This is a genomic window from Brevibacillus sp. HB1.2 (assembly GCF_013332495.1).
Lineage (GTDB): Bacteria > Bacillota > Bacilli > Brevibacillales > Brevibacillaceae > Brevibacillus > Brevibacillus porteri.
Genome location: NZ_JABMIU010000001.1, coordinates 43364 through 69166 on the forward strand (window position 1 = coordinate 43364; position 25803 = coordinate 69166).

Genomic DNA, 25803 nt, shown 5'->3' on the forward strand with positions numbered 1-25803 from the left:
GCAAGACATCCGTTACATGGGCGGATGTCTTTTTCTTGTAAGCAAGGGGGGCGGTCGGTAATTCATCATTTTGGCAAGGCGGGGCAACGTCTTTCTCGGGTTTTAGGGAGAGGGTTGTTCTTTTTTGTCATGGGAAGACGAATTGTTTACCGAAAGGGCAAGTGTCTATACAACCTGACGGGCGATCACGTATGGATAAAGGGAGGAGTATTTGGATGGAAAGGAGTGAGGACATGCCGATTGACAAGAAAAATCCTAAGAATAGAAAGCCAATTCTTAACCATCGAGGCACCTTGAAAAAGTCGAGTGCATCACTCCCGCTCCTCTTTGTCGCACCGAAGGAACAGATGCAGCGTCAGGTAGGTGCCATGGATAAGCAGAAATTGTATCGCTCCAAGAAACCGAAGGGCAAACGAAACCACGCGCCCCGGACTCCGGTCAATCAGACAGCTACTGAACAAGTCACACCACAGTCCACTTCTCCCACCTCCATGGATGCCAAGGATCTTATGCAAGAAAACAACAGACCTCAGCAAGAACTGATTCAAGCAAAGGTAGTCTACGTGGAAAAGGCGGGTCAATCGTTCATGCAGGTTGCTTTCCTAGAAGAAATTTGGGACGTAGAATGGGTCCATTCCTTACGCGTGCCCTGGAAGCTTGATTGGAAAGAGATGGAATGTCAAAGTAAGATCGATGTCCAACACGTTCGCCACGATGATAGCAAAAAGATTGTCTGGCTGTCAGGTGAGGTGGAAATCAAGGGTTTGGGGTTCACTGTCCATTCGCAAAAAGTAGAGCATGAAACGATTCGCATTCCCTTTACCTCGACAGTATTACGACCTTCCTTGCCCAAAGAAAATGTAGGAACAAGTGCCATTCTCCTTACAGCACCAGCTTGTCCGACCAATAGATGGGTAGAAACGGGGGACTGGCAAATCAACATCACGGCAGATCCGCTCACCCATTCGCAATCAGGATGGAAGGGGTTCAGCGGCTTGGCAACCATTAGCGGTCGTGTATGGTGGTATCGGAAGCAGTTGGTTCCCGTTCCGCCCCCATACATAACGAAGAAGGTAAACAGTCTGTTCTAGAAAAAAGGGCCGATAACGCTTGGCATTAGCCAAATCCATGTTGAATCTAGTCCATATAATATAAAGAGAGTAGGTGGCTAATAAAGGAGTGAGTAAAAATGGGTATACATGGTGATGGCTGCAAATGTGGCCAAACTGAAGTAACGCAAAATAGCTGCAGGGTGGAAAACGCCCGTATGTTTGGAATGGCTTCAACCGAAACCACTTTTCCTAAAACGATTAAAGTACCTGTAACGTTGGCAGAAACGGCTGCTGTCGTATGTGTGGAGGCTAATGTCCATTTGGAGAAGCCTGCACTGGAGATCGTTCGGGTATTAAAGAGTGTCATTCTAGAGCAATGTGAGCTAGTTCCCACATTCAGCCCGTTGTCTGCAAAGTTGTTTGTCAGTGGTTTTATTCGCAAACATATCGAGTACACCACAGTCGATCAAGCAACGGGAACTGCTGTATGCGGTGATGTACGGCATACAACGGCGCTGATTCCATTCGATTTCTGTACGGATCTGACCTTTCCGGCTACAGGACCGACTTTGCAACTGGCACCAGATTTTGAGTCACACGGCGAATATTTGAATAAATCGGGTCATGCGGCAAAGATTAACGTAGGTTTGTTCGGCAATCGAAAAGTTTACAACGAGAGACCGTTTTGTGATCTGTTATTCACGGAATTCACCGAATTAGACATCGGTTTGGAAAGTAAGCGTTGCAAAGACACAACCAGAACATTCTCGACCGTTCGTGAAAAAATCGTCCTGCGTATTGGTCTGAAGGTTTTGCAAGATCAACAAGTTCCTATTCCAACAACACCCCCACCAAAACCGACATTTCCGCCACCTTGTCCTCCTAAGAAAAAATGGTAGTACAAACAACATAGAACCTATGAGACTATCCAGAAGCGATAATGGCACTGGGCAGTCTCTTTTTTTATGGAAAGGAAGGGCGACCCAATGAACAAAGCACTTCAGTACGTTAGAATGCCAGCGGAACAATGGTATTGGAAGGTACGCTTCTGATTCCGAATGCTTCAGGTAAACATCCTGCAATTGTGTTGGTACACGGGTCCAACTCTTCTGAACGGGAAAAGTATCGACAAGAAGCCGAAACGGGGCAAGGGTAGCCTCATTAGCGGCATCACAATCACAGAATGAAGTAGGCTACCTGATTACAGTTGGTGCAGTTGGTGTCAAGCCTGTCCAGCAGCAGTCATGGTTGCTTGAAAACAGGCTGAATGATCAAGTCGTAACATCGAAAGCAATGGTCCGCTCCATCACGCTGCATGGGTTGAAGTTTGCCGTCTCAGCAGGGATGTTTCTTTGTCTAAAGAGTGATTATTCTTAAAATTAACATTTTTATACCCCTCACCTTACACATTTAATTATATAATTACTTAAAAACCAAATTTTACCAGGAGGGGCTTTATGAAAAAAATCTCATTTTTTCTTCTTATTATCTTATTTTTGACTTCTATCTTTATCACTCCAGATCTTACCTATGCCAAACAATTGCCTATATCTCAAAACAATATAACAAAATTGGTTATTCATTCTTCAATCAACAAACTTACGATTCGAGGCACTCCTAATGCTAGTTCTATAGATGCTCATTTAACAACTATCAATAATCCTGATAATATAGACTTTAATTTAACGCAAGATAAGGATATAGCATATTTATCAATAAATCGAAAGGTTGAAAAAAAAGAAATAATCGATTTATTAATTACTTTGCCACCCTACTTAAATATCGAAATTGTTGATAATAAAAGCATCCTTGAATTATATGATCTTTCTGGAGAAGTATCTATTATGGATAATGAAGAAGACATTTATATTGAAAATACTAGTAATTTATCAATAAAAGACAAATCAGGGAATATAAAAGTCAATAATCGTAACCTTTTGGATGCTCCAAGCTCAAATCAAACATTAGATATAGAGGATGGCTCTGGTAGTATTGACTTAAGAAATGTGAATAGTTCCATAAAAATAGTAGATAGATCCGGCGATGTTTATGTTAGCAGAGTCCATGGTCATGTTGATATTACAAATGATGCTGGTACTATTACTGTTAAAAATGTTACACAAAAAGTTATTATTGATGATGGATCCGGTGATATAAATGTTGAAAGAGTCGGGGACTTAATTCTTAAAGAAACTGGCTCTGGAAACGTAACCTATGATAAAGAACTGCCTATCCCTTCTCCCTCGCTTAGACTCAGTTCAATGAGTAATAGGTATGAGGGCATTTATATACAAAAAGATGGTGGCGAAAAAACTCCATTTCATTCACCAACACCAATTGATATAGAACCAAATTCAAATATAGTCATTTCTATTTCAAACTATAAAAATTCAACATTTGATAATTTTCATTTTGATACAGACTCAAGTTCACTTATCCCTAGTTTAATTAGAAATATAGGGGAAGGCGCCTCAGTTACGATAAATATTGATAATAGCGCCAATGTAGAACTTTTCAATACTCTTATTGTAGGAGAAAAAAACTACGATGAAAATGATAATCTTCTTGAAGATACATCTTCTATAGAGCCTGCTTTCATTAAAGATTTAATAATTGGGACGATTGCTTCTAAAAGTAGTGTAAACGTAAATATCAATAATTCAGCAAATGTTACTTTAGCTAATAATGACTCTACATTACATATTGGGGGTGGAAGTTTGATTGAAAGTGTTATAAACGTACTTTCTGATTCAGGTTCCACAACTATTAACTCTGAAGATATTAATGTGAATATTAACAATAGCGCTAATATTAAATCGAAACCAGGGGAAAATATGGGAAGACTTAGAATATATAGAGGGCAATTAATTAATGAAATTGTAGATGGTAGAGTCATCTCGAATAGCAAAATAAATCTTAATATTGAAAATTCTAGCAACGTATCATCAAAATCAATTACCATTATGGATGGTGAATTAATCGATGAATTAATTGACTCTGAAGACATTAATTCTTGTGAAATTGAAGTGAAATTTGTTGATACTGGAAACGTTAATGCACTGACTAAGGTAGAAGTAAAAGATGGTGAACTTATTGATGAAATGCTTGATATGGAAAATATGTATACTTCAACTGTACATGTAAATTTATTAAGGACTTCAAATGTTACTAGTCCCCTATTATCTGTTTATGAAGGTGAGTTAATTGATGAAACCTTAGACGGTGAGGGGTATTATACTTCGAATATTCAAATAAATTTTAATGATTCTTCCAATTTTTATGGGAAACAGTTGTTTATTGAAGAAGGTGAATTAGTTGACGAGGTAATTGATAGTGAAATTTCTAATGCGTCTACCATAAAAATAAATCTGAACAATACTAGTAATATAGATTGTGAAGAAGTAAAAATTATCGAAGGTGAACTTATTGATGAAACTGTGGATATTGAGGATGATTTTACCAATACGGTTATGGATCTTACCATGACCTCATCGGCTAAAGTTTCTGGAAATAAACTTGAAATTATTGGTGGTGAATTAGTTGATGAGATAGTAGATGCAGCTAATGGTATACGAAGTAGCGTTAATGTTTCTATCAATGATACAGGAAATTTCGACAAAAAGGGGTCTCAACTAAGCGAGGTTCTCATAAAAGATGGTGAATTAATGGATGAAATTTTAGATGTAAGTGAATCTATTTCTATGTCGAGTGGAAATGTAAATATTGAATCAACAGGAAATGTCACTTCTGATAAAGTTATCCTTACAGACAGCCAATTAATGGATGAAATAGTTGATGGAACTTATGTCGGGGTAAGTGCACTTCATATCAATGCTACCAATTCAGCTAACGCAAAAACTCCTTCGTTAACCCTTCTAGGTGATAGTATTTTACTCCCGCCTATTGATATTGACTCTATAGAACGATCAAATATTATTTATCATGTAAAAAATTCTGGAGTTCACATATAAACTTTTTCTTCTAGCTTATGTTTTCTGGAGAAGAGCACCATTTAAAAGATAGTCCTACACCTTGCAAAAGCAAATTAGGTGAAGGCTATCTTTTTTTCAGAACTTCGTGATGGATTTTTATTATTTCCCAAGACTAACCACAAACAAAATCCGTTTCGGGGCATAAACTCTCCGTTCTTAGGTAGTAGCGGTCACGCATTTCTTTTACCATTTTTATTAAAAAGCGTGCGCTTTGGAAGGAGAAGGATGTGCGATGTTTCGAATCCGTTTTAGTATATTTTTGAGTGTATTTGTGGCGATGGTGGGGTTGATGATTATTGCCCCCGTAATGCCGCCGCTTATACGTGAATTAGGCCTCAGTGAAATTCACTCTGGCCTCATTATTTCACTCGGTTCTATTGCAATGGCGGTGATGGCACCTGTCTGGGGGCGGTTAAGCGATCTCAAAGGAAGGAAAGCGGTCATTGTCATTGGTTTCCTCGGAATGTTTGTGAGTTATGTCTTGTTCACAGCGACCATGTACGCAGGATTATCGCAGGTAATAAGTGGCGGGCTACTCGTTGTATTGCTTATTGTGGCACGCGGATTGATCGGTATGTTTATCCCAGCGGTTCCATCTGCAGCGCAGGCGTATATAGCGGATGTCACGAGCGAAAATGGTCGAGCGGCAGGAATGGCCTTAATCGGTGCAGCCAATGGGATGGGTCTCGTTCTTGGTCCAGCGATTGCTGCCGCCTTTGCGCTAATCGGTCTGATTTGGCCGTTATACATTGGTGCAGTGTTGCCGATTGTCGCATTAGGTATCGTGTGCTTCTTGATTCCAGCTCAAAAACCCATTATTCACGAAAAACCTCCCAAGGTGAAACCTTTTCAGAAAGGTCTCCCCTTATATTTGTTTGCCGGTTTGGCAACGATGCTCAGCATTATCACCTTACAAGTCGTTGGAGGATTTTATTTTCAGGATCAGTTGTCTTTGACAACAAAGGAAACCGCCAGAATGTTATCAGTAGGCCTTATGATTTCTGGTGTAGCGATGATTGTCACACAAGGACTGCAAATGAAAAATCCAAAATGGCAACCAAGATCGCTCATTCTTTTTGGGGCAGTGCTCTTACTAATCAGCTTGGCTCTCTTTCTTTTCTTTATCAATGTGATCGTCTATTACGTAGCATTTTTCTTGTTTGGTGTTGGAGCTGGGCTTATGATGCCAGGGTTTATGGCAGGGGCTTCCCTTGCTGTTGCTCGTGAACAGCAAGGAGGCGTAGCGGGACTTGTGGCATCGGTCCAAGGAATTTCCGCTGTCATCGCACCGATTCTCAGCACAAGCCTGTACCAGCTGAATAAGCACCTGCCTTTTGCCGTAGTAGCATTAGTTGTGATGCTGATGGGAGCGACATTGCTTTTCGTCAAAAGCAGGTCAAAAATCAACGAAAATACAATGATAGATTCGTAATCAAAAACGATATGGATACCTGACATTCTGGCATATAATGGGGATAGCATACTCATACGAGGAGGTCCTTTGCTCCGTGAAAATAAGCGAGTTATCCCAATTAACCAATGTCAGTACCCGGTCGATCCGTCATTATGAAGAAAAGGGCTTGCTACAGGCAGAGCGATTAGAAAATGATTACCGCCATTTCAATGAATCGGCAGTCAAGCGCGTCAAGATGATTCAACTTTACTTGAAGCTGGGGTTAACGGCGGATGAAATCAGAACGTTGTTCAGAGGGGAAGCAGCATCTCCCGATGATTACGAATATTGCGAGGAAATGCTGGCGATTTACGAACAAAAGCTCAGAAAAGTGAACGAACAGATTGAGGCACTCCAGGAGTGGAAGAAAACGCTCGAGAGGCAAATATCCATTACCCGTGGAAAAAAGGTTACGAGCTAGTTCATAGTCACGGCCCCGAAGTGATCAGCTGCTTCGGGGCCGTCTTATTACAACGAATGTAGGTTTTGCCCGATACCACCATCCACAGTTAACCTCGCACCAGTCGTAAAGGTAGCGTCAAAGGCGAGGAAAAGCACGGCTTTCGCCACTTCTTCTGATGAACCATGACGTTTCATTGGTGTAACCTTATCGCCAAGCTCCTGGAAGGTAGCGCGTTCTGCATCTGTGAATCCGGCAACTCCCATGGAAGGCGTATCAATGAAACCGGGACTCACGACATTGACGCGAATACCCTTGTCTAGCAGCTCCACCGCAAACCCGGAGGCCAAGGAACGCAATGCCGCTTTGGATGCACTGTAAACGCTCATGCCGGGGTAGCCGCCTTCATCTGCTACAGAAGATGTAAAAACGATCGCACCTCCTTCATGAATAAGCGGCGCCAAGCGTTGGACGGTAAAAAATGCCCCTTTCGTATTTACCTCAAAAATCCGATCGTAGGTCTCCTCAGTGACTTCCAAAAACGGTTCCAGAATGGAAGTGCCTGCATTCACATGGAGAAAATCGATCTTGCCAAAATGCTTTTCCACATCGTCTCCGAATGCTTGCACATCCTTCATGTTCGATACATCAGACACCACAACATGTGCCCGTTCGCCCAGCTCACGTTTTGCTTCTTCGGCATTTTTCGGATTGCGACCAGAGACGATGACCTCGGCGCCGCCTGCCAGCAATGCTTTTGCCACGGCCAAGCCCATGCCATGTGTACCTCCAGTTACGACTGCTTTTTTCCCTGTATAGTTGTTCATTTTTGTTCCTCCTTTAGTGAATGAGTTATCTTTCTGCATGTAGTCTAAACGTTCACGCTAATGTGAAGGTCAAGTGAGATTTGGCATCAGTATTTAGAAGGTAGACATAAAAAGACACTAGGCTCGTCCAACGAGTGTCTGTTTGCGTAGATGGAAAATGCATATCACGATCCCATCAACAATTGGGTTGCAGTCGAATGGCTTGGCTATTTTTGGTATAATGAGTGGGCGTTGCGGCTTGGATTCAAATTTGAAATGGAAGTGGCTGTCGTGTTCATGATCAACCTGGAGGATTTTCCTCACAACAAAGAGAGTCTTCTTCGACTACTTGAAAAATCAAGAACAAGTAAACTTTCCCATGAAGAAATGGCAAAATGGTGTTGGCTGTTTTGGTCTAGATGGCGCTCAGATGAAGAAGATTTATTTACGAAAACAGACGAGGAGACAATCGATACAGCAATTGAGATCGGAGAATGTTGGGTGGACAGACCTCAGAATGGAAGCCAAATCATCATTTTCGATGAGGAACAAATAGAAAAATGGATAAGTCAATTAAAAGAGGATCGAGATAAAGATAAATAGCTTTGGAGGAGAAAGCTTGGAGACACATCTTACCTTGAATTTCTTGTCCGCCTATGTCCACCATCATAAGTACTATCTGGAGGCTTGGCGGGCGAAAGGACTCTCATGGAATTGGGGAGCAGCACTTTTTGGCGTAGCATGGTTTGCCTATCGGAAGATGTATGGATGGGCGACCGTTATTTATTTGGTGAACCTCTTTGTGGGTTTTGCCTTAGGTGCAATGGCACTCGATGATGCTACCTTTAATGAAGTGTACATACTCTTTGCATTATTTCAACGAGCGATATTTGGACTAACCAGCAATTTTTTATACTATGTGTCGGCTGTTCGGAAAATAAAAAAAGCGCACAGTAAAAACGCCATGCTTGATATAGAAGATACACGAAAGCTTGGTGGCGTTAGTGTTCGCGGTGTAGTTGTGGTTGTGTTGGTCAATATTGGCTTTAGTCTGCTAGATGTACTACTCACATCGTGAAGAGAATTTTCTCACATGGGGAGGGAGATAGCATGGGTGTAGCTTATAAGCTGCATTGTGAACGTTGCTCATACAACCAAAATGTGTACATGGGCGTTGGATTCAGATATGGTTATTTGAGCGAAATCGAAGAATGGTTCGAGGATCCAGCTGGCAAGGAGCGAATCCGAGAATTTATGAAGGACGATCGTACAAAGTATAACTGCTTCCATGGTCTATATGTTTGCGAAAAATGCAAATACCTGCTAAATGCCCACTATTTGCACTTGCAGTCGGACACTGATTCGTATTTACAAAGCTATGATTGTCCACGGTGTTCAGAGAAAATGCCATCTATACCGATTGACAAGGAGCTGGATCACGGGTATTCGCCGACTTGTCCCGAATGCGGGGAGGAAAAGTTGTCCGTGGAAGGTTTTTTGGATTGGGATTAGGGGGAGTATCTAAATCGTAAAGGTGGATGCAAATGAAAAGTTGGCCAAATACTTTCCTACAACCTGAAGTATTAAAACAGCGCATGCTCGTCTTGAGTGCTCTGGATATTCTAATGTGTCAAGAGGAATGGCTGCGCAGATATCAGTTCGATCCACAATGGGATGAAAACACAGCATTCGCGAGCATTAACAACGGAGCAGGCGACGATCTTTACATCCTGTTCACCCCCGAGGGCGTTATTGTAAAAGGGTTTGATCATGAATCGGAAATGAGTCCTCATGCCAGGGAAGAATACGAGGTTTGGCCTGGCATCTATGAGCAAGTCCCTCCCGCTTTGCTTCATCGACTCGATGACGAAGCGCTTACCAAAGAGGATGTTACGTTTTGCTTATGGCGAGAATCTACTGATCACGTGTGGAAAACGGGAGACGTACATAATCCGCAAGGGCTGGATGACGGATCAGATTTTTTACTTGGGATGATATATGATATTCCAGAAGACTATGTAGAGTGGGCAGAGGCTTACTACGAGGTGAAGGTTTCGCTTGATGTAGTTGGTTACACGTTTTCAAATACTGCCATTACCGAAGAAATGATTACGGAGCTGAATCCGGAAGTTGATCTGGAACTCGCGATGAAGGAGCTTCAAGCGATTGGATTTACAGTTACGTAAAGTACGCCATGACTGATAAAAATACAATGGAAAGAAGATGACGATATGCCAAAAGGTATGTATTCTCAAGGGGTTGCCGTCTTGCTGTCAACGGCGGTTCCGATTCACAAAATAGCAGACATGCTCAAGGATCAATTTGAAATTGCCAACATCATGGAAACGTTCGACCAATGGGTGTTCAGCGGCCCTAGCTTGCTTATTCCGTATCGTCCAGAAGTAAACGGATATATTCAGGTCGACGTCGTCGATAAGCCTTGGCCGGATAGTATGGGAGACCCGGCAGAAGATACGATGCTGTTTGGCGCTTGGTCGATGGGCTTTTTCGGACCGTTTACATTCTCGAATAGCCTGGAGCGGGCAGCTCAGCAGTCGTGGGGATATCCTGAAGGGCGGCAAGCTGCATCCGAGCACAAAGCGTTTCTCCGTATTCGTTCTTCTTTCGTGTTGGGAGAGTCGAACGATCAGGCTCCTGTACTGCCTGCGGATTATGAAGCGCTCCCGGAGTTGATGACTGTCACTGCCATTGCTGAGTCGCTGATGAAAATGCCAGAAGCCCTTTGCTTTTTTAATCCGAATGGGGAGTGCCTCGCGTCTGGCGAGCTGATGCAAGAGCTGAATCTACGCTATGAGCAAATACAGCTCCTTCCGCTGGAGCTGTGGTCCAATGTCCGGTTGTTCAATCTTCCAGAAGGATGGCTCTTGATGGATACCGTCGGCATGCAGCAGTTGGATGCGATCGATCATGAGGCGGTATTTAATGGGGATGCCTACGATCCGAATGAGGTCGCGAGTTTCCTGCGGAATATATCGAACTATGTATATGAGAATGGTCCTGTTATCAATGACGGAGATACAACCGATGGGCCGGGTGAAGAAATTTGGAAGTGTGTCTTGCTGGAGGAAGGGTTGGCAAGCCCACCGCGTGATGTGCTTCGGTGGTATCCGTTGGATGGTAGGGAAAAGCCTGCTGGATTGGAATAATCACTTGGTAGTACAAGGAACTTAATAGGAAAAAGCACGACCATCCCCCTGTTTCAGGGCATTGTCGTGCTTTTATTTGTTAGTATGAGAATTTAAGAGAAGCCAGGCTCACTGTACCTACTTATTTGATAATCTCCTCATAGATCAGCTTGCCGTCATGCGTATACACGCCAATCTTTTTGGTCCCCGAGATGGTGTACTCGATGGCAACGGTCTCATTCGTAGGGGTGATCAGCAATTGATGTGGAAAGTTGAAGCTTTGATTGTTAGCTGTGTTCGCAATGATCTGGGAATCAGTATGAAACAATTGTCCCGTCTGCTTGAGCTCTTTCATTTGTTCTGGCTTATTTAGCACATATTGTTGAGGGGAGACGACTTTATCTGCTGCATTTATTTCGGCAAAGGTATATTGCTTGTTGGTTTTCGTCACAGCCAGAAAGTGACCATCGGGTGTTGGGTGGATAAACGCATACTTTTTGGAAACAATGAGTCCTTTTTTATTCATCAGCACATAAAATTCTTCGTTCCCCAGCTTGCCTGAGACAATGAATGCTCCACTGTGCATATTCGATTCGACTTTATAGTTACGAGACGGCTTCAGCATAATTTTGCCTTCGTTGCTGATAAAATGTGTCTGGCCATTTATTTTCACTCGATGCCAGCCTTCACCATACCCGAAATATTCATCGAAAAATGGCTTGCTCAGTATTTTTCCGTGAATAGTTCGCATGCCCATCTTGTAGTATTCGTCCCCTTTTGCGTCTTTTACCATTTCACCATAGGGCAAGTAATACGGATCAAACGTTTTCGTAGTCGGTTCGGCTAAGTAGAATGGATGATCCGCGTCCGAAAACTTCTTGGTAATTTTCCCTGTTTTGGCATTGTACAGATACGGCAGGTTTCCCGGATAGTCCGTGCCCGTAAACCATTCCCCATGTATTTGCTTGAAAGCAACATCGCAACAGGTACCCATCGGTGAAACGTTGCCCTGCTTATCGTAGACCAAATATTCCACATGCTTAAAAAAGCTGCCATTATAAAAATAACCGTACCCATTTCGGAGCGGGTACACTTCACTTTTATAAGCGAGATAATTGCTTTTTATTACTTTTCCAGACGGTGAAACCAATGACATGGTGTAAGCCTTTGGAGGTGAATCGTGCTTGTAAAGTGGTTGCTTCGTGAAAAGAAAGAATGGCTCTGTCAAATGAGACGGGATTTGCAGGTTTTGATACACAACTGGTAATTGCGGTGGATTTAATGGGTCTTCCTGCTCTTCAGCCTTGATTGGCGAAGTAGAGAAGAAGGTGAGGAGCAGAACGAGCATGGTTTTTAATAGGGTAGAAAATTTCACGATAGGAATTCCTTTCTAGTAGGTTGATGAGTTGGGCCGTAATCTATGACGTTTCAACTGTGACAAATGTTACCATTCGTGTAAAAATGAAATCCAAAATCTCGAAAGGAGGCTACGAATATGCCTGACGGTGACAAATTGTCAGAAACAGCGAAGGCTTTTATTCGGCAATGTACAAGAAGGGAAACCATTACGGACAGAGAGCAAGTAAAAAAAATCCTCCAACAGCATGGAATTCCAGCCTTTAACGCTTTGTTGGATGTGCAGGAAAAGTACGGGGGATTGAGCTATTCATTTGGGGGTGAGATCGACAATAGTTTTTGCATAGATATATGGGGGGATTTTGCTCATCGAGATGGTGAGGAATGCAGATTACCAGCGGTTTTAAATTATGAAGGACAAATGGTGGTAGCTTGTTTTCATGTGATGGATGATCGGTTGAGTAAGGCTGGTTATATAGATGAGGACGGCAGATTGTATACGCTACACTATACTAAATTTCAAGTAATTGCCGAAAATATCGAGGAACTGTTAGAGAGTGAAAGTGTCAAATACAGCCTGCTACGAGAGAAAAAACAATGGATAGTAAAATGGATAGAACAGTCAGACGTTGCGCATTGGCTCTCAAGTATAGAACAGAAACCTATTCTTATTGAGCAGGCGAGTCAGGGATATCAAAAGTGGTGGAAGAGCCATGATGGCCGGTTATATGTTCATGTTCGAAATGGAAGTGGAATATATGCGGTGGCGTATGCGATGGAAGTCGCTGATCTTACGCAGCTCGGTCTTAGCAGTTATTCCATTCTGCGTGGGTTTCCGTTTGATTGCTCCTACCAATATGATCGTGAATGTGCCGAAGTCAAGAATACGATGGAAATGTTTCATTTTCAATCTCGTTTATACAGAACCTGTGATTATTCCAGGATCACCGTTCCCCAGGTAAAGGAAGCGAAAGACATCTATTTGTATGTCACGGGGCAGAAAACCTACGAAAGAGAGCGACCAATCGAAGACTTTTTATTGAAATTTCCTGGGCTTGTACTACCTATCGAAGATTTTGATCAAAGTCTGCTGGAGTTTGCTTTGTGCAATGGAGATGAACGGATTCTAAAGCTGATCACGTATATAGCCAGCTTGGCAAATCACCATCATCATAGAAGTACTTCAGCTGAGAACAACGTGGATCATTTACTGTTCCATGAATATTTGCGAAGGATCCACGTATTCATCGAAGCTCATCCAATGAACGTGCATCCATTGTACTTTCATCCCTATCGTGCAGCAGGTGTACCGGCTGAGCTTGATATCGATGAGAAAAATACAGTCGTGACAAGAATGAGGGGTAACCATGCACAAACCGTTAGTAAGTTAACGCTGTACTATATGACTTGTGCCAAAGAAGGGAATGAGATCGCTGCTCACATCTATCGAATCTATGAACCTATGCTTTTACTATATGCACTCGAAGGAAGTATACGTGTAGATCATGGACTTATTGAGGTTGGTGGCAGCGCCTTTCATCCCTCAAGTTGGCAGGCGAGGGCTGGTAAAGATCCATTCGATGTGTATCACAGAACAGCTGAAGCCTGGAAAAATCGGAATGTAGAGTATGCCATTGATCAAATCAAACGCGTGAAATGGGATAAGAAAATCGGGAATACGGTGGAGCGAGGCTTTGGTATGGCAAAAAGAAATGACGAAACGTTGAAAGCTGCATTCACTCATTTAGAGAGCCGTCTAGGAAAAGATCTTTCTGAATCACCTTTGGCTTCTGATCATACAGAACGCATTCTGGCAAAGCTATCCCATGACTACCTGCTCCTACAGACTGATGAAGGCGCCGTCGCATACTTGATTTGCCAGCGATATCTAGGGTGGGCTCATTTAGTGGACCGAAAACATCCTGTCGCAACCAAAAGCCCGTGCTTGTACGAACCATTTATTGAAATACTTTATGAAGAGGAACAAATCGAGAAATGGGAAAGGAAGACGATGAATTTGATTCGGCTCATGGAACAGGAATCCATCGAAAAGTACGCGGAAGTACTGCGAAAGCAAAAAGATTGAGATAAGAAAACGCGAAATTTATATTGACTATTTCAATATTTGTTCGGTTTTTAATGAGGTTCTTTGTTGTTTGTTAAAAAAATTACGGGGGTAATACTTTTGTGCAGACCTTTCGATCACCTTAAATCCGAACGATATGGAAATGAATCCGGTATCGGGAATGTTCATCGTTTTCCAATCAAAACCGCTTTCTGAGTACATTCCCTGGAACCGAAATCCGACAAAGCGTAGACAACCCCAAATACCCAAACAGCGGATACAAAAACATGAGCAACTGACTGTACCCAATTAGGCACAATACGAAAGAAGCAGAGAATAAATACAAGTAAAGCCGTGATTCCGGAACGTCCAATAATTCACGCAACTGCTGACCAATCCCGAACACGTTCGAAATCAGTGTGGTAAAAATCTCGGAATAGAGTACGAAAACAAAGAACAGCTGGAGCCACTCGTTCCATTGGTCCGTTACAAAAAGAATGGGGATATTCATGAGACGGACATCGTCCCAGTTGGCCAACATAGCCGTATGGACGACGAGGAGCATGAATCCAAGCACGACCCCGCCAATGACGGCTGCCCGAAACAAAACGACCCTGTCGCGGATCGCATAGCCGATCGGGATGAGAACGGATTGGGCCATGGCCAAATTAAAGGACACGTATAAGACTGTTTTCCATAAGAAGGAGTAATCGGATGGGGTTGAAAGAGGCATGGGAGATTCTGCGGTGCCATCCAGCAAAATGAGAAGAGCGAATAATAACATGGACGGAACAACAATCGCATTCACGACGAGTAGTTGCTCCAACCCTTTTCGCAGAAGCAACAGAGCGAACAAAACGGTGGCTGTGGTCCCGATCAAATACGGAATGTCAAACTGCTCCTCTAAGACCGATCCCGCTCCTGCCAACATGACAGTCGTTACGCCAAAAAGGGTGAGAAAGACCAAAATATTCATCGCACGACCGATCATCGGTCCAAACAGTTTTTGATTAAAGGATTCATAGGAGGGTGTGCGCAATTGATGAGCGATTAGCATCATCTTGTAGCCCAGCCAAACAAAAAGAGATGTGGCGAGCAGGATGCCGATTGTTCCGGCATGGCCGTAGGCGGTGAAAAACGCGAGAATTTCTTGACCGCTCGCAAACCCGGCGCCTACGACGGTTCCAATGTACGTTGCTGCGACCTGGATACTTTTTCCCCACAACTTCATACTGGTTTTTTCCTTTCCCATCCAAATAGATGCTAGTACAAGTGTATGAGTTTCGGAGAAAAACAGAATGAGAAAACTTGTCTATCTCACACCCAACCAAGGAAAAAAGCGAATGGCACGTGACCATTCGCTTTTTCGTTTAGAAACTGACATTTTACAGAAGAAACATGGCCACGATTGTCGTCACCAAAAGTCCGATCGCCACGGGATACAGATTTCGTCTCGCCAGCTCAAAAGGGTCTACGCCACAAATCGCCGCAGCCGGAATCAATGCCCAAGGAATGATCGTTCCACCGCCGACCCAGATGGCGGCAATTTGTCCTAGCGCTGTTAACGTAGCCGCACCGGCACCCAAAGCAGTTGCGAACAGCTGAGCCAAAGAGCCAGCTAGTGTAATCCCGGAGAAGCCTGAGCCATCCAGCCCTGTAATGACACCTACTGCGGATACAGTAAGAGCAGCTACTTCCTTGTTAATCGGAATCGTATGTGCAAGCGCCACGCCGAGGTCATTCACGATTCCATGTGAACCCTGCGGCAGGACCTCCCCAAACACCTTGATAAACCCACTGTCGCCCATATAAAAGAAGGCAGCAATCGGGATGACCGGACCAAATACTTTAAAGCCGAACTGAAAGCCTTGAATGAGATGTGTGGTTACCTGCTCGAGACCACTTTGCTTGTGTGCGAGCATCGTTGCGATGATGAGAATGAGCAAGGCGGTTCCGCCTATAAGCGCCGTTGCATCGCCTCCGCGTAAATCAAAAGCAAACATGGCCACGACATCAAGGATAAATAATATCGGCACAAGTCCAGCCAACGTACGACGCACGCCATCTGACAAAGGGACTCGTACGGAAGTAAAAACATCATCGGATACGACTGTCTCTTTGGGAGACGCAAGCACGCCGAGCTTCATGTCCTTTTTCAAATACCAGAATGCGATTGCAGTTGTCACAACACCCATAATGAAAACGAGAGGCACACTGGCCGTAATCACGTCCGAGACTGGAATTCCTGCGGCTTTGGACGTTAAAGTAGGAGCCCCTTGAATAATAAAATCGCCGGATAGTGCAATCCCGTGTCCAAACAAGTTCATCGAAACGGCGACACCCATCGCAGGCAAGCCAGCTCGCAATGCCACGGGCAACATGACAGCACCGATCAGTGCGACAGCTGGAGAAGGCCAGAAAAACCAGGAAATGACCATCATGACGATCCCGATCACCCAATAAGCCAATGTAGGATTTCGAACCAAATGGGTCATCGGTCGAATCATCGTTTCATTTACGCCCGTATCGGTCAAAACGTGACTCATGGCAACGATGATACAGATAACTAAAATCGTCGGCAATAGCTCGGTAATCGCATAGATGAAGCTGCCGAATATTCCACCGACGGCTGTTGTCACAGACCCTGTCGCGACGAAACCGAGGATCGCTATGCCCACGATACTAATCAGACTCGTATCTTTTCGCAAAACCATGACGAGAATAATGCCGATCACAAACAAGACGTACACACCATGTATCCACAAAAGCTCGATTCCCATGTCGCACCCTCCTTTTTCGTTACTCCGATGAAAGTACCTTGATGTCACAACATATGCGAAAAATAGGCCATGGGTGAACGCACATCCTAGAGCGGACAAGTGTATCAACGGAGAAACTGGCATTTTTGTCCATGATATGCCACTATTAATGAATGACGAATATTTGGGTTCCAAGCAAGAGAGGGGGATCGGCACATCGACGTCCTTAACCAGTTCGTCGTGCAGCCATCTACGATGAATTCGACTACACCCATCCAACGTAAAATGGACCAGGCAATTGAGCTTTTGGAGCGCCGTTTCCTGGAAAGAAGTGAATTGATTCGCCTTTTAATGCTCGGCATCATGAGCGGGGAAAATGCTTTGTTAATCGGTCCGCCGGGAACTGCGAAGTCTCAACTAGCACGGTCTGTCTCTCAGCTTTTTGGATCGGAACATTGGTTTGAGTATTTACTTACCCGTTTTACGACGCCCGATGAGATATTCGGTCCAGTCTCTCTTCAACAATTGAAACTGGATCAATACGTACGAAAAACAGCAGGCTATTTGCCTAACGCTCAGTTTGCGTTTTTGGACGAAATTTTCAAAGCGAACAGCGCGATTTTGAATGCGCTGCTTTCTATATTGAACGAACGAATTTATTTCAACGGCAGAGAAAAAGAGGAGGTTCCGTTGCAGTTCTTAATCGCTGCCTCGAATGAACTTCCCGATGACGATGATCAATTGACCGCTCTGTATGACCGCTTCCTGTTCCGCTATGAGGTTCACTATTTGAAGCATGCTGCAAGCTATGAGCGCATGTTTTCATTGCCAACGACGCCTCTTCCGGTTGTGTTCTCTCTGTATGACGTGAAGGATATTCAAGCGACAGCGAAGCAAGTGGTCATTCCAGAAACCATCATTTATTTCTTGTACCGTCTAAAACAAGACCTGGAAGCAAAAGAGTATGTGCTCTCCGACCGTCGCTGGAGCAAAATCGCGCATGTATGGCGTACTTCTGCCGCTTTGCATGGACGCGAGCAGGTGACAATCTGGGACACCGTTTTCACTCCGCATATGCTGTGGAATGTTCCTGAGGACTTGACGGTCATGCAAGAAGCGTTTGAACAACAATTTACGGAAATGCTGAAGAATGATATGGAGAACGAATTGCCACTCCAACGCTTCGGACAAATTGCAGATAAATGGAAGGAAAAAGAATCGGAGCTGCATGCGTTCCAGTTTAAAAAGGAAGTGGGCGCAAAGCTGGGCAAGGAAGCGATGGAGCGCAATGTCCGTTTGTTGGAGGAGAGTCGCGATGAGGTGGAAGAGACGTCGCGAGATTTGCGTAATCGTCTCATTCAGTGGGAGAAGCGGGAACACGATTTGCATGCCTATGTTCTGGAAAAAAACCGCTTGATTCCGCATGTAGAAAAATACGCGGTCAAATATTCGTACCTGCGAATTGAAGGCGAACGGATTTTGCAGCAGCTACAGCGCACGTATCGGACGATTTTTGACAAGGAAATCCCTGGGGCGGATTATGATTTTACGTTGTAGGGGGTAGTTCGTATGATCATTCGCACTAGTGGTGTTGATCGCTATGTATTTGAAACATACCTCGCCTCTTCGCGCACTGCTCAGGAATGGGTTCATGAGGCGCGAACACGAGCAGCATGGTTTGATTTGGAGCTCTTGGCCGATTTTTTCCTCGTCTTTTATTTGGAAAAGCCGGAGATCGATCTGACGCAAGAATCCACTCCTTTTCATCATTGGATGACTCGTACGCTCATGAAGCAGTATTTTACACGCATGATTCATCCTCGTACAGCCGGGCAGGAAAGTGCGTCGTTCAAAACCGCAATCAAGGCCTTGTTGTGGCTGACAGAGACGTTTTCCGAGGAAGTGAAGCAGCGGGAGAAGGATCAGCGGTCCTCTCCGCTCTTGACTGGCTTAAAAGACCAGCAAGGTCAGGAAGGAAGTCAACAAGCACAGCTTTCCGAGCTACTGACAGAAAAACAAAAGACCAAGCTCGAGTTAGTTGGTTATACGCTTCAACAGGGGAAGCGGGTCGTGGAAGACAAGCAAGAGGCCATGGACACCAAGCCGTTAGTGCGGGCAGAGGTATTGTCGTTGCAAAATCGCATTACTGAGCTGCAAGAAGAAATGAAAGTCCAGTTCACGAAACGGACCAAGCTTCTGCAAAAGGTGAAAAAACTGGAGAGTGACCTCGCTCAGAGGGAAAAGCAGCTGGAACGACTCCAAAAGCAAGAGAAGGAAGCGATTGCCGCTTTTGAAAAAGAGCTGGGACAATGGCTGGAGCAATCGTTAAAGGCGACGCTATCCGCTGAAGAACTCGATACGCTTTTTGTTGAAGAGGTATTTACGGCCAGTCAGCGTTTTGCCAACCGAAGCTGGGGTCATGAGCTAGGCAAGCTGCGCAGGCAAAGCTTTGAGCAGTATTTGAAATGGATTGAGAAATTGAAGAGACATCCTGACCTGGTTGCTTTTCTGAACGAGGTAGGAAGGCAAGTTCATCGCTTTCGTGTGAAGCGCAAAGAAATTCGCGCCAGACATTTTCCTGAGGAATACTATGATTTGCGGCAATCTGGCGATATTGCACACATGCTGCCTGGTGAAGCCGTGCTTCTTGCTGATCCGGACTTCGAGAATTACTTCATGCTCAAATGGCTGGAGCAAAAGCTCATGACCTACGATACCTCGGGATGGGTGGAAGAACCGCCAAAAGGTCCGGTAATCTGTATGCTAGACACATCCCATTCGATGCGAGGAAGTAAGCTGCGGCTTGCGCAAATCTTCCTCATGACGTTTGCCGCCCTTTCGATGCTGGAAAAGCGTGATTTTATCCTCCTCTTGTTCGGGGCAAAAGGCGAGATCAAAGAGCAACCGCTTTATCACAAAAAACCTGATTGGCCTGCCTTCTACGGCTTGGCGCAAATGGCGTTTGGCGGTGGAACTCACTTTGACGCCCCGATGAAGCGAGCCATCGAGCTGGTTGAAAAGGAACAGGCGTGGCGTGGAGCAGATTTTGTCATGGTAACAGATGGAATTGGAGGCATTTCTCCTTATGTCCAAGAAAAGCTCATCTCTTTAGGCCAGCAGAAACAAGTTCGCTTGCACAGCTTGATTGTGGGTTCTGCAAGGCAGCATCTCGTACAAGCGTATGATTTGCTGGGCGTTTCTCACCGTGTCAAATTTGCGACGAGCTGGGAAGCGGATGGGGAAGAGAACACGGGACTACTCCTAGATGTATTTCAAACAGCCAAATAAGTGATTCGACGTCACTTCCAAATCTCGTCTCCTCTCATGGGACGGGATTTTTTTAGGGAAGCTTAAGAAAAATTTTATCTCTTACCTCCTTTTTTCTTTAATAATTTCGCCTATGCTGAGCGTAGCTAACAATAGGAAAGGGGAAAAGGAGGGCACTATGAAGGAACTGATCAAGCTGGCCAAGCTTATACGGGGAGCCAATGTCTTGTTTTCAAATATTGCACAAAAAGAGCTAGAGACAAATGAAATCAATTGGCAACAAGTATTGATTCTCGAAATTCTTGGAAATGGGCCAAAAACGATGGGGGACATTAGCAAGGCTGTTGATTTGTCAAACAGCACAACTTCAGGCTTAATTAGTAGGCTGGAGGAGGAAAATTTGGTACGAAGATTCCGAGACCAAACGGATCGCCGAATCGTGTGGGTTTCACTGACGGAGCGATTATGCAGTGCATAAAGGAATCGGCTGAAAAAAGTGGATAGACCGCTTCTTCTCAGCCGATGATCATGACCCCAATTAGCCGACTCTCGCTGCCATCGTACGTCCGAATTCAAGCTCGTCGAATTTGCTCTGAACGACTTGACGATCGTATTCCCACACGGCATCCTCCAGCGCATACTCCACCGGAACATCCCGGATAATCGTAGCCAGCTTTCTGCTCAAGTACACCTGATCGCGATTCTCTTCCAGCTTGCTGCGCATTTTCGGCGTACAATTTGCCAGATTTACATATAAGTTGTCCAGATCACCATGCTCGGTAATCAACTTTGTCGCTGTTTTCTCGCCGATACCTGGGCAGCCTGGAATACAGTCAGATGCATCTCCCATTAAAGCTTTGACATCAACGACCTGTTCAGGTGAAATGCCACGCAATGCCAAGAGGCTCGCTGGATTATAATGCTCGTGTTTGCCACCATTTTTCAGGATTTTTACACTAACTCGCTCAGATATGAGCTGCAAGCTATCGTAATCACCCGTCGCAATGATGACCTCGTGTCCTTCTTCGGAAAGACGTGTGGAGAGCGTACCCAATACATCATCGCCTTCATAGCCTGGGCAACCTAAGTTTGGAACCGAGAACGCATCCGTTACTTCTTTCACCAAATCGAATTGAGGAATGAGCTCATCCGGTGCCGCTTGGCGATTTGATTTATAGCCGTCATACCATTGACTGCGAACCAATGACTCGCGCGAAGCGACATCCCAGCCCACTACAAGATGAGTAGGGCGCGTCAACTCTGCGTAATCGAGCATCATTTTTGTAAATCCATAAACCGCATTTGTGTACACACCTGTTGAAGTCTGGCGATAGGCTCCACCCCAAGCAGAACCATAAAAGGCGCGAAATAAAAAGCTCATGCCATCGATGAGCAGTACTTTTCCTGAATCACTCACAAAACCTTGCCCCTCTCACTACCAAACTATACGCACCATTATAGCATAAAGGAGCGGGACAACCTTGTCAGATTTTACAACTGAAATATCGTGAGAAAACGTGCATGTACTTTTATTACGGTGGGATGATAGTACCACAAGAGGTCAACACCACCTCTTGAAATCAACTTCCGGTCTCAAGGCGAGAAGCAAAACGCTGACGGTTCAACTCCGTCCCGGGAGAAAAAACGCGTCGGGAGGAATCAATCATGGCTAACAACCAAGGTGGAACCAACAATCTGGTAGTTCCTCAAGCGAACCAAGCTTTGGATCAACTGAAGTATGAGATTGCATCTGAATTCGGTGTAAATCTCGGACCAGACACTACTTCTCGTCAAAACGGTTCTGTTGGTGGCGAAATTACCAAGCGTCTGGTGAGCTTCGCTGAGCAACAAATGGCAGGTCGCCAAGTTTAACGTACTGACAAGTAAATAGCTGGATGAAGAGAGGTCCCTTTTTAGGGGCCTTTCTATGTTTACCATGAAAAGCCCTTTTCTTTCCTGGGTGGTGCAAACACACAAGCACAATCGCGGACTAGTCATATGGTGTAACGAACAGTTAACTATCCTCGTTTGTCCAGTGGAAAGGAGCGACGTCCGGCTATGAAGAAAAAAGAAGTAAAGCAGCTTTTAAAAAAGCATCCCGAATTTGAAGCGTGGGTTCTCGAAGATTCCATGCGGATTAGAGCGGTCAAAACCAACCCCGATATGGCGGAAGAATTGTTTAAAAGATGGAACGATCGAAAAAAAGGGATGCTTGATTTTGAAGGCATCTCGCAAAAAACCAAACGTGCAAGCGAAATGCTGACAGGCGTGCAATCCATCATGGAAATGATGTCGGATTATTCGAAGAAACAATAAGATTACATTTGGTATGATTGGAGAAGGCTAGCTCATTAGCCTTCTTTTTCTTTTTCATTTCGGGGTGTGTTTTGTTATACTAGAAAATGGGAGGGAGCATGTCTATGTTCAAATCAATGGTTAGTCTCATGTTGGTCACAGCATTGACGCTCGTCTCTGGGACAAGCATATTCAGCCAGACAGCAGAAGGGGTTTACGCCCATACAACGAAACAACAACCAGCGATCAGCGTAACACCAGCCAAGACATATCCTGGGGACGTTATTTTTGTACGCAGTAAAGAGCCACAAACCGTAACGGTATTCTCTCAGAACTATCGTTTGCAAAAGACACAGGATGAGTATGCCCGGTTTATCCCGATTCCTTTTAACACGAAAGCGGGCACCTATAAAGTTACATCTGCTGACAAAAAGCTTTCCGTATCAGTGACAATCGCACCGAAAAAATTTGAAGTAGACAAGCTTACGGTAAGTAAACAGCTCAACAAAATGCGACAGGATACGAATCTAATCAATGCTGATCAAAAAAAGATCAATGCAGCCAGATCAAACTCGAGAGCGATTCCGTATTTCTCGGAGCCGTTTAAACAGCCAGCAGTCGGAAAATTAACGACTCCATTCGGCTACCAACGCGTAGTAAATGGTGTACCAGCCAATCGGCACTCGGCGATCGACATCGCGAACAAAACAGGAACGCCAATTTGGGCGAGCAACCATGGGAAAGTGGTTCTGGCCGACTCTTTATACTTAACAGGTAATACCATCATCATCGATCACGGGTTAAATATTTTTTCCATATATGCTCACTTGTCCAAGCTAGATGTCAAGACAGGGCAAGAAGTGAAACAGGGACAGGTGATTGGACAAATGGGTAGCACCGGTTTTTCTACAGGTCCTCACCTTCATTACGGCATGTTAGTGGGTAATACGTATGTAAATCCGCAGCCGTTTTTTGATGCATCACCTTTCCTCTGGAAGTAATTGGAGGTGTCTTCATGAGAGTCACAAATGTGCCAAGCAAGGTGCTCAACAACATGGTTCATTTCTTGGCGCCGTATGAACAGGCAGTTGAAGAGCTAAAGTTAAAACTAAAAGGAATAAAATACGGCTTTCTAAAAAGCGGCCGTTATTCTCCTATTGAATTTGTTGTCGGACGAGTAAAAAAAGTCGACAGTTTAGTAAAGAAGGCGAACGAAAAAGGAATCGACTTTTTGGGAGATCATTGGCAAAGTGACGTCGCCAAGGAAGTCCAGGATATCGCGGGCCTTCGAGTCGTATGTCGCTATGTAGACGACGTGCGCGAGGTGCTCCAGTTGTTGCAGGAGCGGGAGGATATCGTCATTCACGATGTCAAAGACTACATCGCAGCTCCAAAGGATTCCGGCTACAGAAGTATTCACATGATTGTTTCTTATACGGTCTACCACGGCAGCGAAAAGAAAACACTCTTTTGTGAGATCCAAATCCGTACATTGGGCATGAACTTCTGGGCGACGAATGAACACGAACTGCGCTACAAGTATGCGGGCAACATTCCGACAGATGTCTTGGAGCAGCTTCATGAAGCGTCTGTGATCACACATCAGCTCGACGTGTTGATGAACAATTTGCGTCAAGAAATTCTCACACCGGCAGAAGTTGATACGACATTGGAAGAAAAATTGGAAGAAATATTTTCCTTGTATGTCAAGCAGGATTTGGATTCTGCCGCCGCTTTGTACAGAGAACATGTCAGTGGCTTCGAAGAGGCTTTTGCGGACAATCCTAAGTTTAAAATGATTCACGATTTGTTGGGGATCCGGTTGAAATAACGTCTTTTGTTGTCTACAAACCAAATGTAACCTGAAAAAACGCGACAAAGTAGGAAAGGATATAGACTAACATGCGCTTTTTGCTAACGAACCTACTCGTTGTGGTGATGGTTTTGTTCAACCTTGGCATGTCTTCCGCTTTTGCCGAGGAGTCATCAAGCCTGGAGCCTAACACTCTCACTGGACAATCAGCCATTCTGATTGATGCTACAACGGGACAAGTCTTGTTTGAAAAGAACCCTCATGAGAAGCTGTACCCTGCTAGTATTACAAAAATCGCAACAGGTATTTACGCGATAGAAAAAGGGAAACTGGATGACACTGTCACTGTCTCAAAAAAAGCACGCCGTGAAGAAGGTACACGTGTCTATTTGGAAGAGGGAGAACAGATTTCCCTACGCAATTTATTGTACGGACTGCTCATGAATTCAGGTAACGACGCTGGTACAGCGATTGCTGAGCATATGAGCCAGACGACAGAGCGTTTTGCAGTGGATTTGAACGCCTATTTGAAAGAAAAAGTGGGTGTCACCGAAACGAATTTTACCAATCCACACGGACTGCATGATCCGAATCATTACACGACTGTTGCTGACATGGCCAAAATTTCGCAGTACGCGATGAAAAACCCCGTTTTCAGGGAAATTGTCGGTACGAAGCGGTTGCCTTGGCATGGACAAACGTGGGAAACGGTATTGGTGAATCACAACAAGCTCCTGCGCGATTATGAAGGTGCAACGGGTATCAAGAACGGTTTTACTGATCAAGCGATGCATACCCTGGTAGGCTCCGCCAAGCGTGGAGAAATGGAGCTCATCGCTGTCACGATGAAGGCCTCTACAAGTGCAAATGCATACAAAGATGTGAAAAAACTACTGGACTTTGGTTTTCAAGGATTTGAGACCAAACCAATTGCCAAAAAAGGGGATTCTTTTTCAGAAGTAGCTGTTCCTGGCAACAACTCGGTCGTGACTTTTACAGCCAAGGAGGACTTGTATGCGACGGTTCCCAAAGGTGTGGAGCCATTGGTAGAGCTAAAAGCAGATGGGAACCTGTCTGTTAAGGCTGGCAAGCTAGCCGTCTCTTATCCGTTGCTTCGTCATGATCCGCCTGCTCCAGCTCCTACTACTGTGTTTGGGGATATAGAAAGTAGCGACACACATCCACTGGCCCGCTATAGCGTATTGATCGTCTGGTTAGGAATGAACCTTTTCTTAATCGTGTTTACGTTTTCCCGTGCACAGAGGAATAAACGAATCCGCGAGCGCAGTCTTCAACGGCGATTCTATTAATGCGAAAATGAGAATCAAAACAGGACGTAGCAATATGCACGTCCTGTTTTTTTGCGAAATGACGGTGATGTAGGTCATCTCTTGTTGAG

At 44.5% G+C, this 25803-nt stretch carries 24 protein-coding genes; 19 read left to right on the forward strand and 5 right to left on the reverse strand.

Annotated features, from left to right (window positions below):
• Nucleotides 1-215 precede the first annotated feature (215 nt).
• From HPY28_RS00235 to HPY28_RS00255, 5 genes are all read left to right on the forward strand, one after another.
• Entirely contained in the window at nt 216-1091 is an 876-nt protein-coding gene (locus tag HPY28_RS00235) for a hypothetical protein (protein ID WP_173621908.1), read from the forward strand.
• A gap of 98 nt (nt 1092-1189) precedes the next feature.
• The gene (locus HPY28_RS00240) at nt 1190-1951 is read left to right on the forward strand and encodes a CsxC family protein (protein WP_174229830.1); all 762 of its coding nucleotides are present in this window, start codon (nt 1190-1192) and stop codon (nt 1949-1951) included.
• 558 nt (nt 1952-2509) lie between these two features.
• Nucleotides 2510-5023, forward strand: a complete 2514-nt coding sequence (locus tag HPY28_RS00245; protein ID WP_174229831.1) for a DUF4097 family beta strand repeat-containing protein — start codon at nt 2510-2512, stop codon at nt 5021-5023.
• Between the two features lie 253 nt (nt 5024-5276).
• Nucleotides 5277-6476, forward strand: a complete 1200-nt coding sequence (locus tag HPY28_RS00250; protein ID WP_173621906.1) for an MFS transporter — start codon at nt 5277-5279, stop codon at nt 6474-6476.
• Nucleotides 6477-6552: 76 nt separating this feature from the next.
• Nucleotides 6553-6918, forward strand: coding sequence for a MerR family transcriptional regulator (locus HPY28_RS00255; RefSeq protein WP_017248892.1), 366 nt, complete (start codon nt 6553-6555; stop codon nt 6916-6918).
• Nucleotides 6919-6965: 47 nt separating this feature from the next.
• Here HPY28_RS00255 and HPY28_RS00260 read toward each other — a convergent pair whose 3' ends face one another.
• Nucleotides 6966-7724: an SDR family oxidoreductase gene (locus tag HPY28_RS00260; protein WP_017248891.1), complete on the reverse strand. Its 759-nt coding sequence runs from the start codon at nt 7722-7724 to the stop codon at nt 6966-6968.
• 150 nt (nt 7725-7874) lie between these two features.
• Between HPY28_RS00260 and HPY28_RS00265 the strand changes: the two genes are divergently transcribed.
• The 5 genes from HPY28_RS00265 to HPY28_RS00285 are packed head-to-tail and all read left to right on the forward strand — an operon-like array spanning nt 7875 to nt 10870.
• On the forward strand, nt 7875-8306 hold the full coding sequence (locus HPY28_RS00265) for a hypothetical protein (RefSeq protein ID WP_173621904.1): 432 nt from the start codon (nt 7875-7877) through the stop codon (nt 8304-8306).
• A gap of 16 nt (nt 8307-8322) precedes the next feature.
• A complete protein-coding gene (locus HPY28_RS00270) occupies nt 8323-8781 on the forward strand; it encodes a DUF2628 domain-containing protein (RefSeq protein ID WP_174224488.1) in 459 nt (152 codons plus the stop codon).
• 32 nt (nt 8782-8813) lie between these two features.
• Entirely contained in the window at nt 8814-9215 is a 402-nt protein-coding gene (locus tag HPY28_RS00275) for a hypothetical protein (RefSeq protein ID WP_069844923.1), read from the forward strand.
• A 32-nt stretch (nt 9216-9247) separates the two neighbouring features.
• Nucleotides 9248-9889 carry a hypothetical protein gene (locus HPY28_RS00280; RefSeq protein ID WP_174229832.1) on the forward strand — a complete coding sequence of 214 codons (642 nt, stop codon included), beginning with the start codon at nt 9248-9250 and terminating at the stop codon, nt 9887-9889.
• Between the two features lie 45 nt (nt 9890-9934).
• Complete coding sequence (locus HPY28_RS00285) at nt 9935-10870, forward strand: DUF4261 domain-containing protein (protein ID WP_017248886.1); 936 nt, start codon at nt 9935-9937, stop codon at nt 10868-10870.
• A gap of 121 nt (nt 10871-10991) precedes the next feature.
• Here HPY28_RS00285 and HPY28_RS00290 read toward each other — a convergent pair whose 3' ends face one another.
• A complete protein-coding gene (locus tag HPY28_RS00290; RefSeq protein ID WP_174229833.1) occupies nt 10992-12224 on the reverse strand; it encodes a hypothetical protein in 1233 nt (410 codons plus the stop codon).
• A gap of 120 nt (nt 12225-12344) precedes the next feature.
• Here HPY28_RS00290 and HPY28_RS00295 point away from each other — a divergent pair, with 120 nt between their 5' ends.
• Complete coding sequence (locus HPY28_RS00295) at nt 12345-14291, forward strand: hypothetical protein (protein WP_174229834.1); 1947 nt, start codon at nt 12345-12347, stop codon at nt 14289-14291.
• Nucleotides 14292-14469: 178 nt separating this feature from the next.
• Here the strand turns inward: HPY28_RS00295 and HPY28_RS00300 are convergent, their stop codons facing one another.
• A complete protein-coding gene (locus HPY28_RS00300) occupies nt 14470-15501 on the reverse strand; it encodes a YkvI family membrane protein (RefSeq protein WP_174229835.1) in 1032 nt (343 codons plus the stop codon).
• Nucleotides 15502-15655: 154 nt separating this feature from the next.
• Nucleotides 15656-17050 carry a hypothetical protein gene (locus HPY28_RS00305; protein WP_174229836.1) on the reverse strand — a complete coding sequence of 465 codons (1395 nt, stop codon included), beginning with the start codon at nt 17048-17050 and terminating at the stop codon, nt 15656-15658.
• A gap of 234 nt (nt 17051-17284) precedes the next feature.
• Between HPY28_RS00305 and HPY28_RS00310 the strand changes: the two genes are divergently transcribed.
• The 3 genes from HPY28_RS00310 to HPY28_RS00320 all read left to right on the forward strand — a co-directional run bounded on the left by HPY28_RS00310 (nt 17285) and on the right by HPY28_RS00320 (nt 20774).
• Entirely contained in the window at nt 17285-18586 is a 1302-nt protein-coding gene (locus HPY28_RS00310; protein WP_026043104.1) for an AAA family ATPase, read from the forward strand.
• Nucleotides 18587-18598: 12 nt separating this feature from the next.
• Complete coding sequence (locus HPY28_RS00315; protein WP_174229837.1) at nt 18599-20317, forward strand: hypothetical protein; 1719 nt, start codon at nt 18599-18601, stop codon at nt 20315-20317.
• Between the two features lie 157 nt (nt 20318-20474).
• Nucleotides 20475-20774 carry a MarR family transcriptional regulator gene (locus HPY28_RS00320; protein ID WP_069844930.1) on the forward strand — a complete coding sequence of 100 codons (300 nt, stop codon included), beginning with the start codon at nt 20475-20477 and terminating at the stop codon, nt 20772-20774.
• Nucleotides 20775-20834: 60 nt separating this feature from the next.
• On the opposite strand, the gene HPY28_RS00325 is transcribed toward HPY28_RS00320, so the two are convergent.
• The gene (locus HPY28_RS00325; RefSeq protein WP_017248610.1) at nt 20835-21713 is read right to left on the reverse strand and encodes a 5'-3' exonuclease; all 879 of its coding nucleotides are present in this window, start codon (nt 21711-21713) and stop codon (nt 20835-20837) included.
• A 248-nt stretch (nt 21714-21961) separates the two neighbouring features.
• Between HPY28_RS00325 and HPY28_RS00330 the strand changes: the two genes are divergently transcribed.
• From HPY28_RS00330 to HPY28_RS00350, 5 genes are all read left to right on the forward strand, one after another.
• Complete coding sequence (locus HPY28_RS00330) at nt 21962-22168, forward strand: alpha/beta-type small acid-soluble spore protein (protein ID WP_007729231.1); 207 nt, start codon at nt 21962-21964, stop codon at nt 22166-22168.
• A 186-nt stretch (nt 22169-22354) separates the two neighbouring features.
• Complete coding sequence (locus HPY28_RS00335) at nt 22355-22612, forward strand: hypothetical protein (RefSeq protein ID WP_017248609.1); 258 nt, start codon at nt 22355-22357, stop codon at nt 22610-22612.
• Nucleotides 22613-22716: 104 nt separating this feature from the next.
• Nucleotides 22717-23592 carry a M23 family metallopeptidase gene (locus tag HPY28_RS00340; protein WP_174229838.1) on the forward strand — a complete coding sequence of 292 codons (876 nt, stop codon included), beginning with the start codon at nt 22717-22719 and terminating at the stop codon, nt 23590-23592.
• 14 nt (nt 23593-23606) lie between these two features.
• Nucleotides 23607-24422, forward strand: coding sequence for a GTP pyrophosphokinase (locus HPY28_RS00345; RefSeq protein ID WP_017248607.1), 816 nt, complete (start codon nt 23607-23609; stop codon nt 24420-24422).
• 71 nt (nt 24423-24493) lie between these two features.
• Nucleotides 24494-25714: a D-alanyl-D-alanine carboxypeptidase family protein gene (locus HPY28_RS00350; RefSeq protein ID WP_174224495.1), complete on the forward strand. Its 1221-nt coding sequence runs from the start codon at nt 24494-24496 to the stop codon at nt 25712-25714.
• The last annotated feature ends 89 nt before the right edge of the window (nt 25715-25803 follow it).

Bases quoted from the DNA above. Each gene is read 5' to 3' on its own strand.
- HPY28_RS00235 (WP_173621908.1), top strand. From the start codon at position 216: ATGGAAAGGAGTGAGGACATGCCGATTGACAAGAAAAATCCTAAGAAT.
- HPY28_RS00240 (WP_174229830.1), top strand. From the start codon at position 1,190: ATGGGTATACATGGTGATGGCTGCAAATGTGGCCAAACTGAAGTAACG.
- HPY28_RS00245 (WP_174229831.1), top strand. From the start codon at position 2,510: ATGAAAAAAATCTCATTTTTTCTTCTTATTATCTTATTTTTGACTTCT.
- HPY28_RS00250 (WP_173621906.1), top strand. From the start codon at position 5,277: ATGTTTCGAATCCGTTTTAGTATATTTTTGAGTGTATTTGTGGCGATG.
- HPY28_RS00260 (WP_017248891.1), bottom strand. From the start codon at position 7,724: ATGAACAACTATACAGGGAAAAAAGCAGTCGTAACTGGAGGTACACAT.
- HPY28_RS00265 (WP_173621904.1), top strand. From the start codon at position 7,875: ATGGAAAATGCATATCACGATCCCATCAACAATTGGGTTGCAGTCGAA.
- HPY28_RS00275 (WP_069844923.1), top strand. From the start codon at position 8,814: ATGGGTGTAGCTTATAAGCTGCATTGTGAACGTTGCTCATACAACCAA.
- HPY28_RS00280 (WP_174229832.1), top strand. From the start codon at position 9,248: ATGAAAAGTTGGCCAAATACTTTCCTACAACCTGAAGTATTAAAACAG.
- HPY28_RS00285 (WP_017248886.1), top strand. From the start codon at position 9,935: ATGCCAAAAGGTATGTATTCTCAAGGGGTTGCCGTCTTGCTGTCAACG.
- HPY28_RS00295 (WP_174229834.1), top strand. From the start codon at position 12,345: ATGCCTGACGGTGACAAATTGTCAGAAACAGCGAAGGCTTTTATTCGG.
- HPY28_RS00300 (WP_174229835.1), bottom strand. From the start codon at position 15,501: ATGAAGTTGTGGGGAAAAAGTATCCAGGTCGCAGCAACGTACATTGGA.
- HPY28_RS00305 (WP_174229836.1), bottom strand. From the start codon at position 17,050: ATGGGAATCGAGCTTTTGTGGATACATGGTGTGTACGTCTTGTTTGTG.
- HPY28_RS00310 (WP_026043104.1), top strand. From the start codon at position 17,285: ATGAATTCGACTACACCCATCCAACGTAAAATGGACCAGGCAATTGAG.
- HPY28_RS00315 (WP_174229837.1), top strand. From the start codon at position 18,599: ATGATCATTCGCACTAGTGGTGTTGATCGCTATGTATTTGAAACATAC.
- HPY28_RS00320 (WP_069844930.1), top strand. From the start codon at position 20,475: ATGAAGGAACTGATCAAGCTGGCCAAGCTTATACGGGGAGCCAATGTC.
- HPY28_RS00330 (WP_007729231.1), top strand. From the start codon at position 21,962: ATGGCTAACAACCAAGGTGGAACCAACAATCTGGTAGTTCCTCAAGCG.
- HPY28_RS00335 (WP_017248609.1), top strand. From the start codon at position 22,355: ATGAAGAAAAAAGAAGTAAAGCAGCTTTTAAAAAAGCATCCCGAATTT.
- HPY28_RS00340 (WP_174229838.1), top strand. From the start codon at position 22,717: ATGTTCAAATCAATGGTTAGTCTCATGTTGGTCACAGCATTGACGCTC.
- HPY28_RS00345 (WP_017248607.1), top strand. From the start codon at position 23,607: ATGAGAGTCACAAATGTGCCAAGCAAGGTGCTCAACAACATGGTTCAT.
- HPY28_RS00350 (WP_174224495.1), top strand. From the start codon at position 24,494: ATGCGCTTTTTGCTAACGAACCTACTCGTTGTGGTGATGGTTTTGTTC.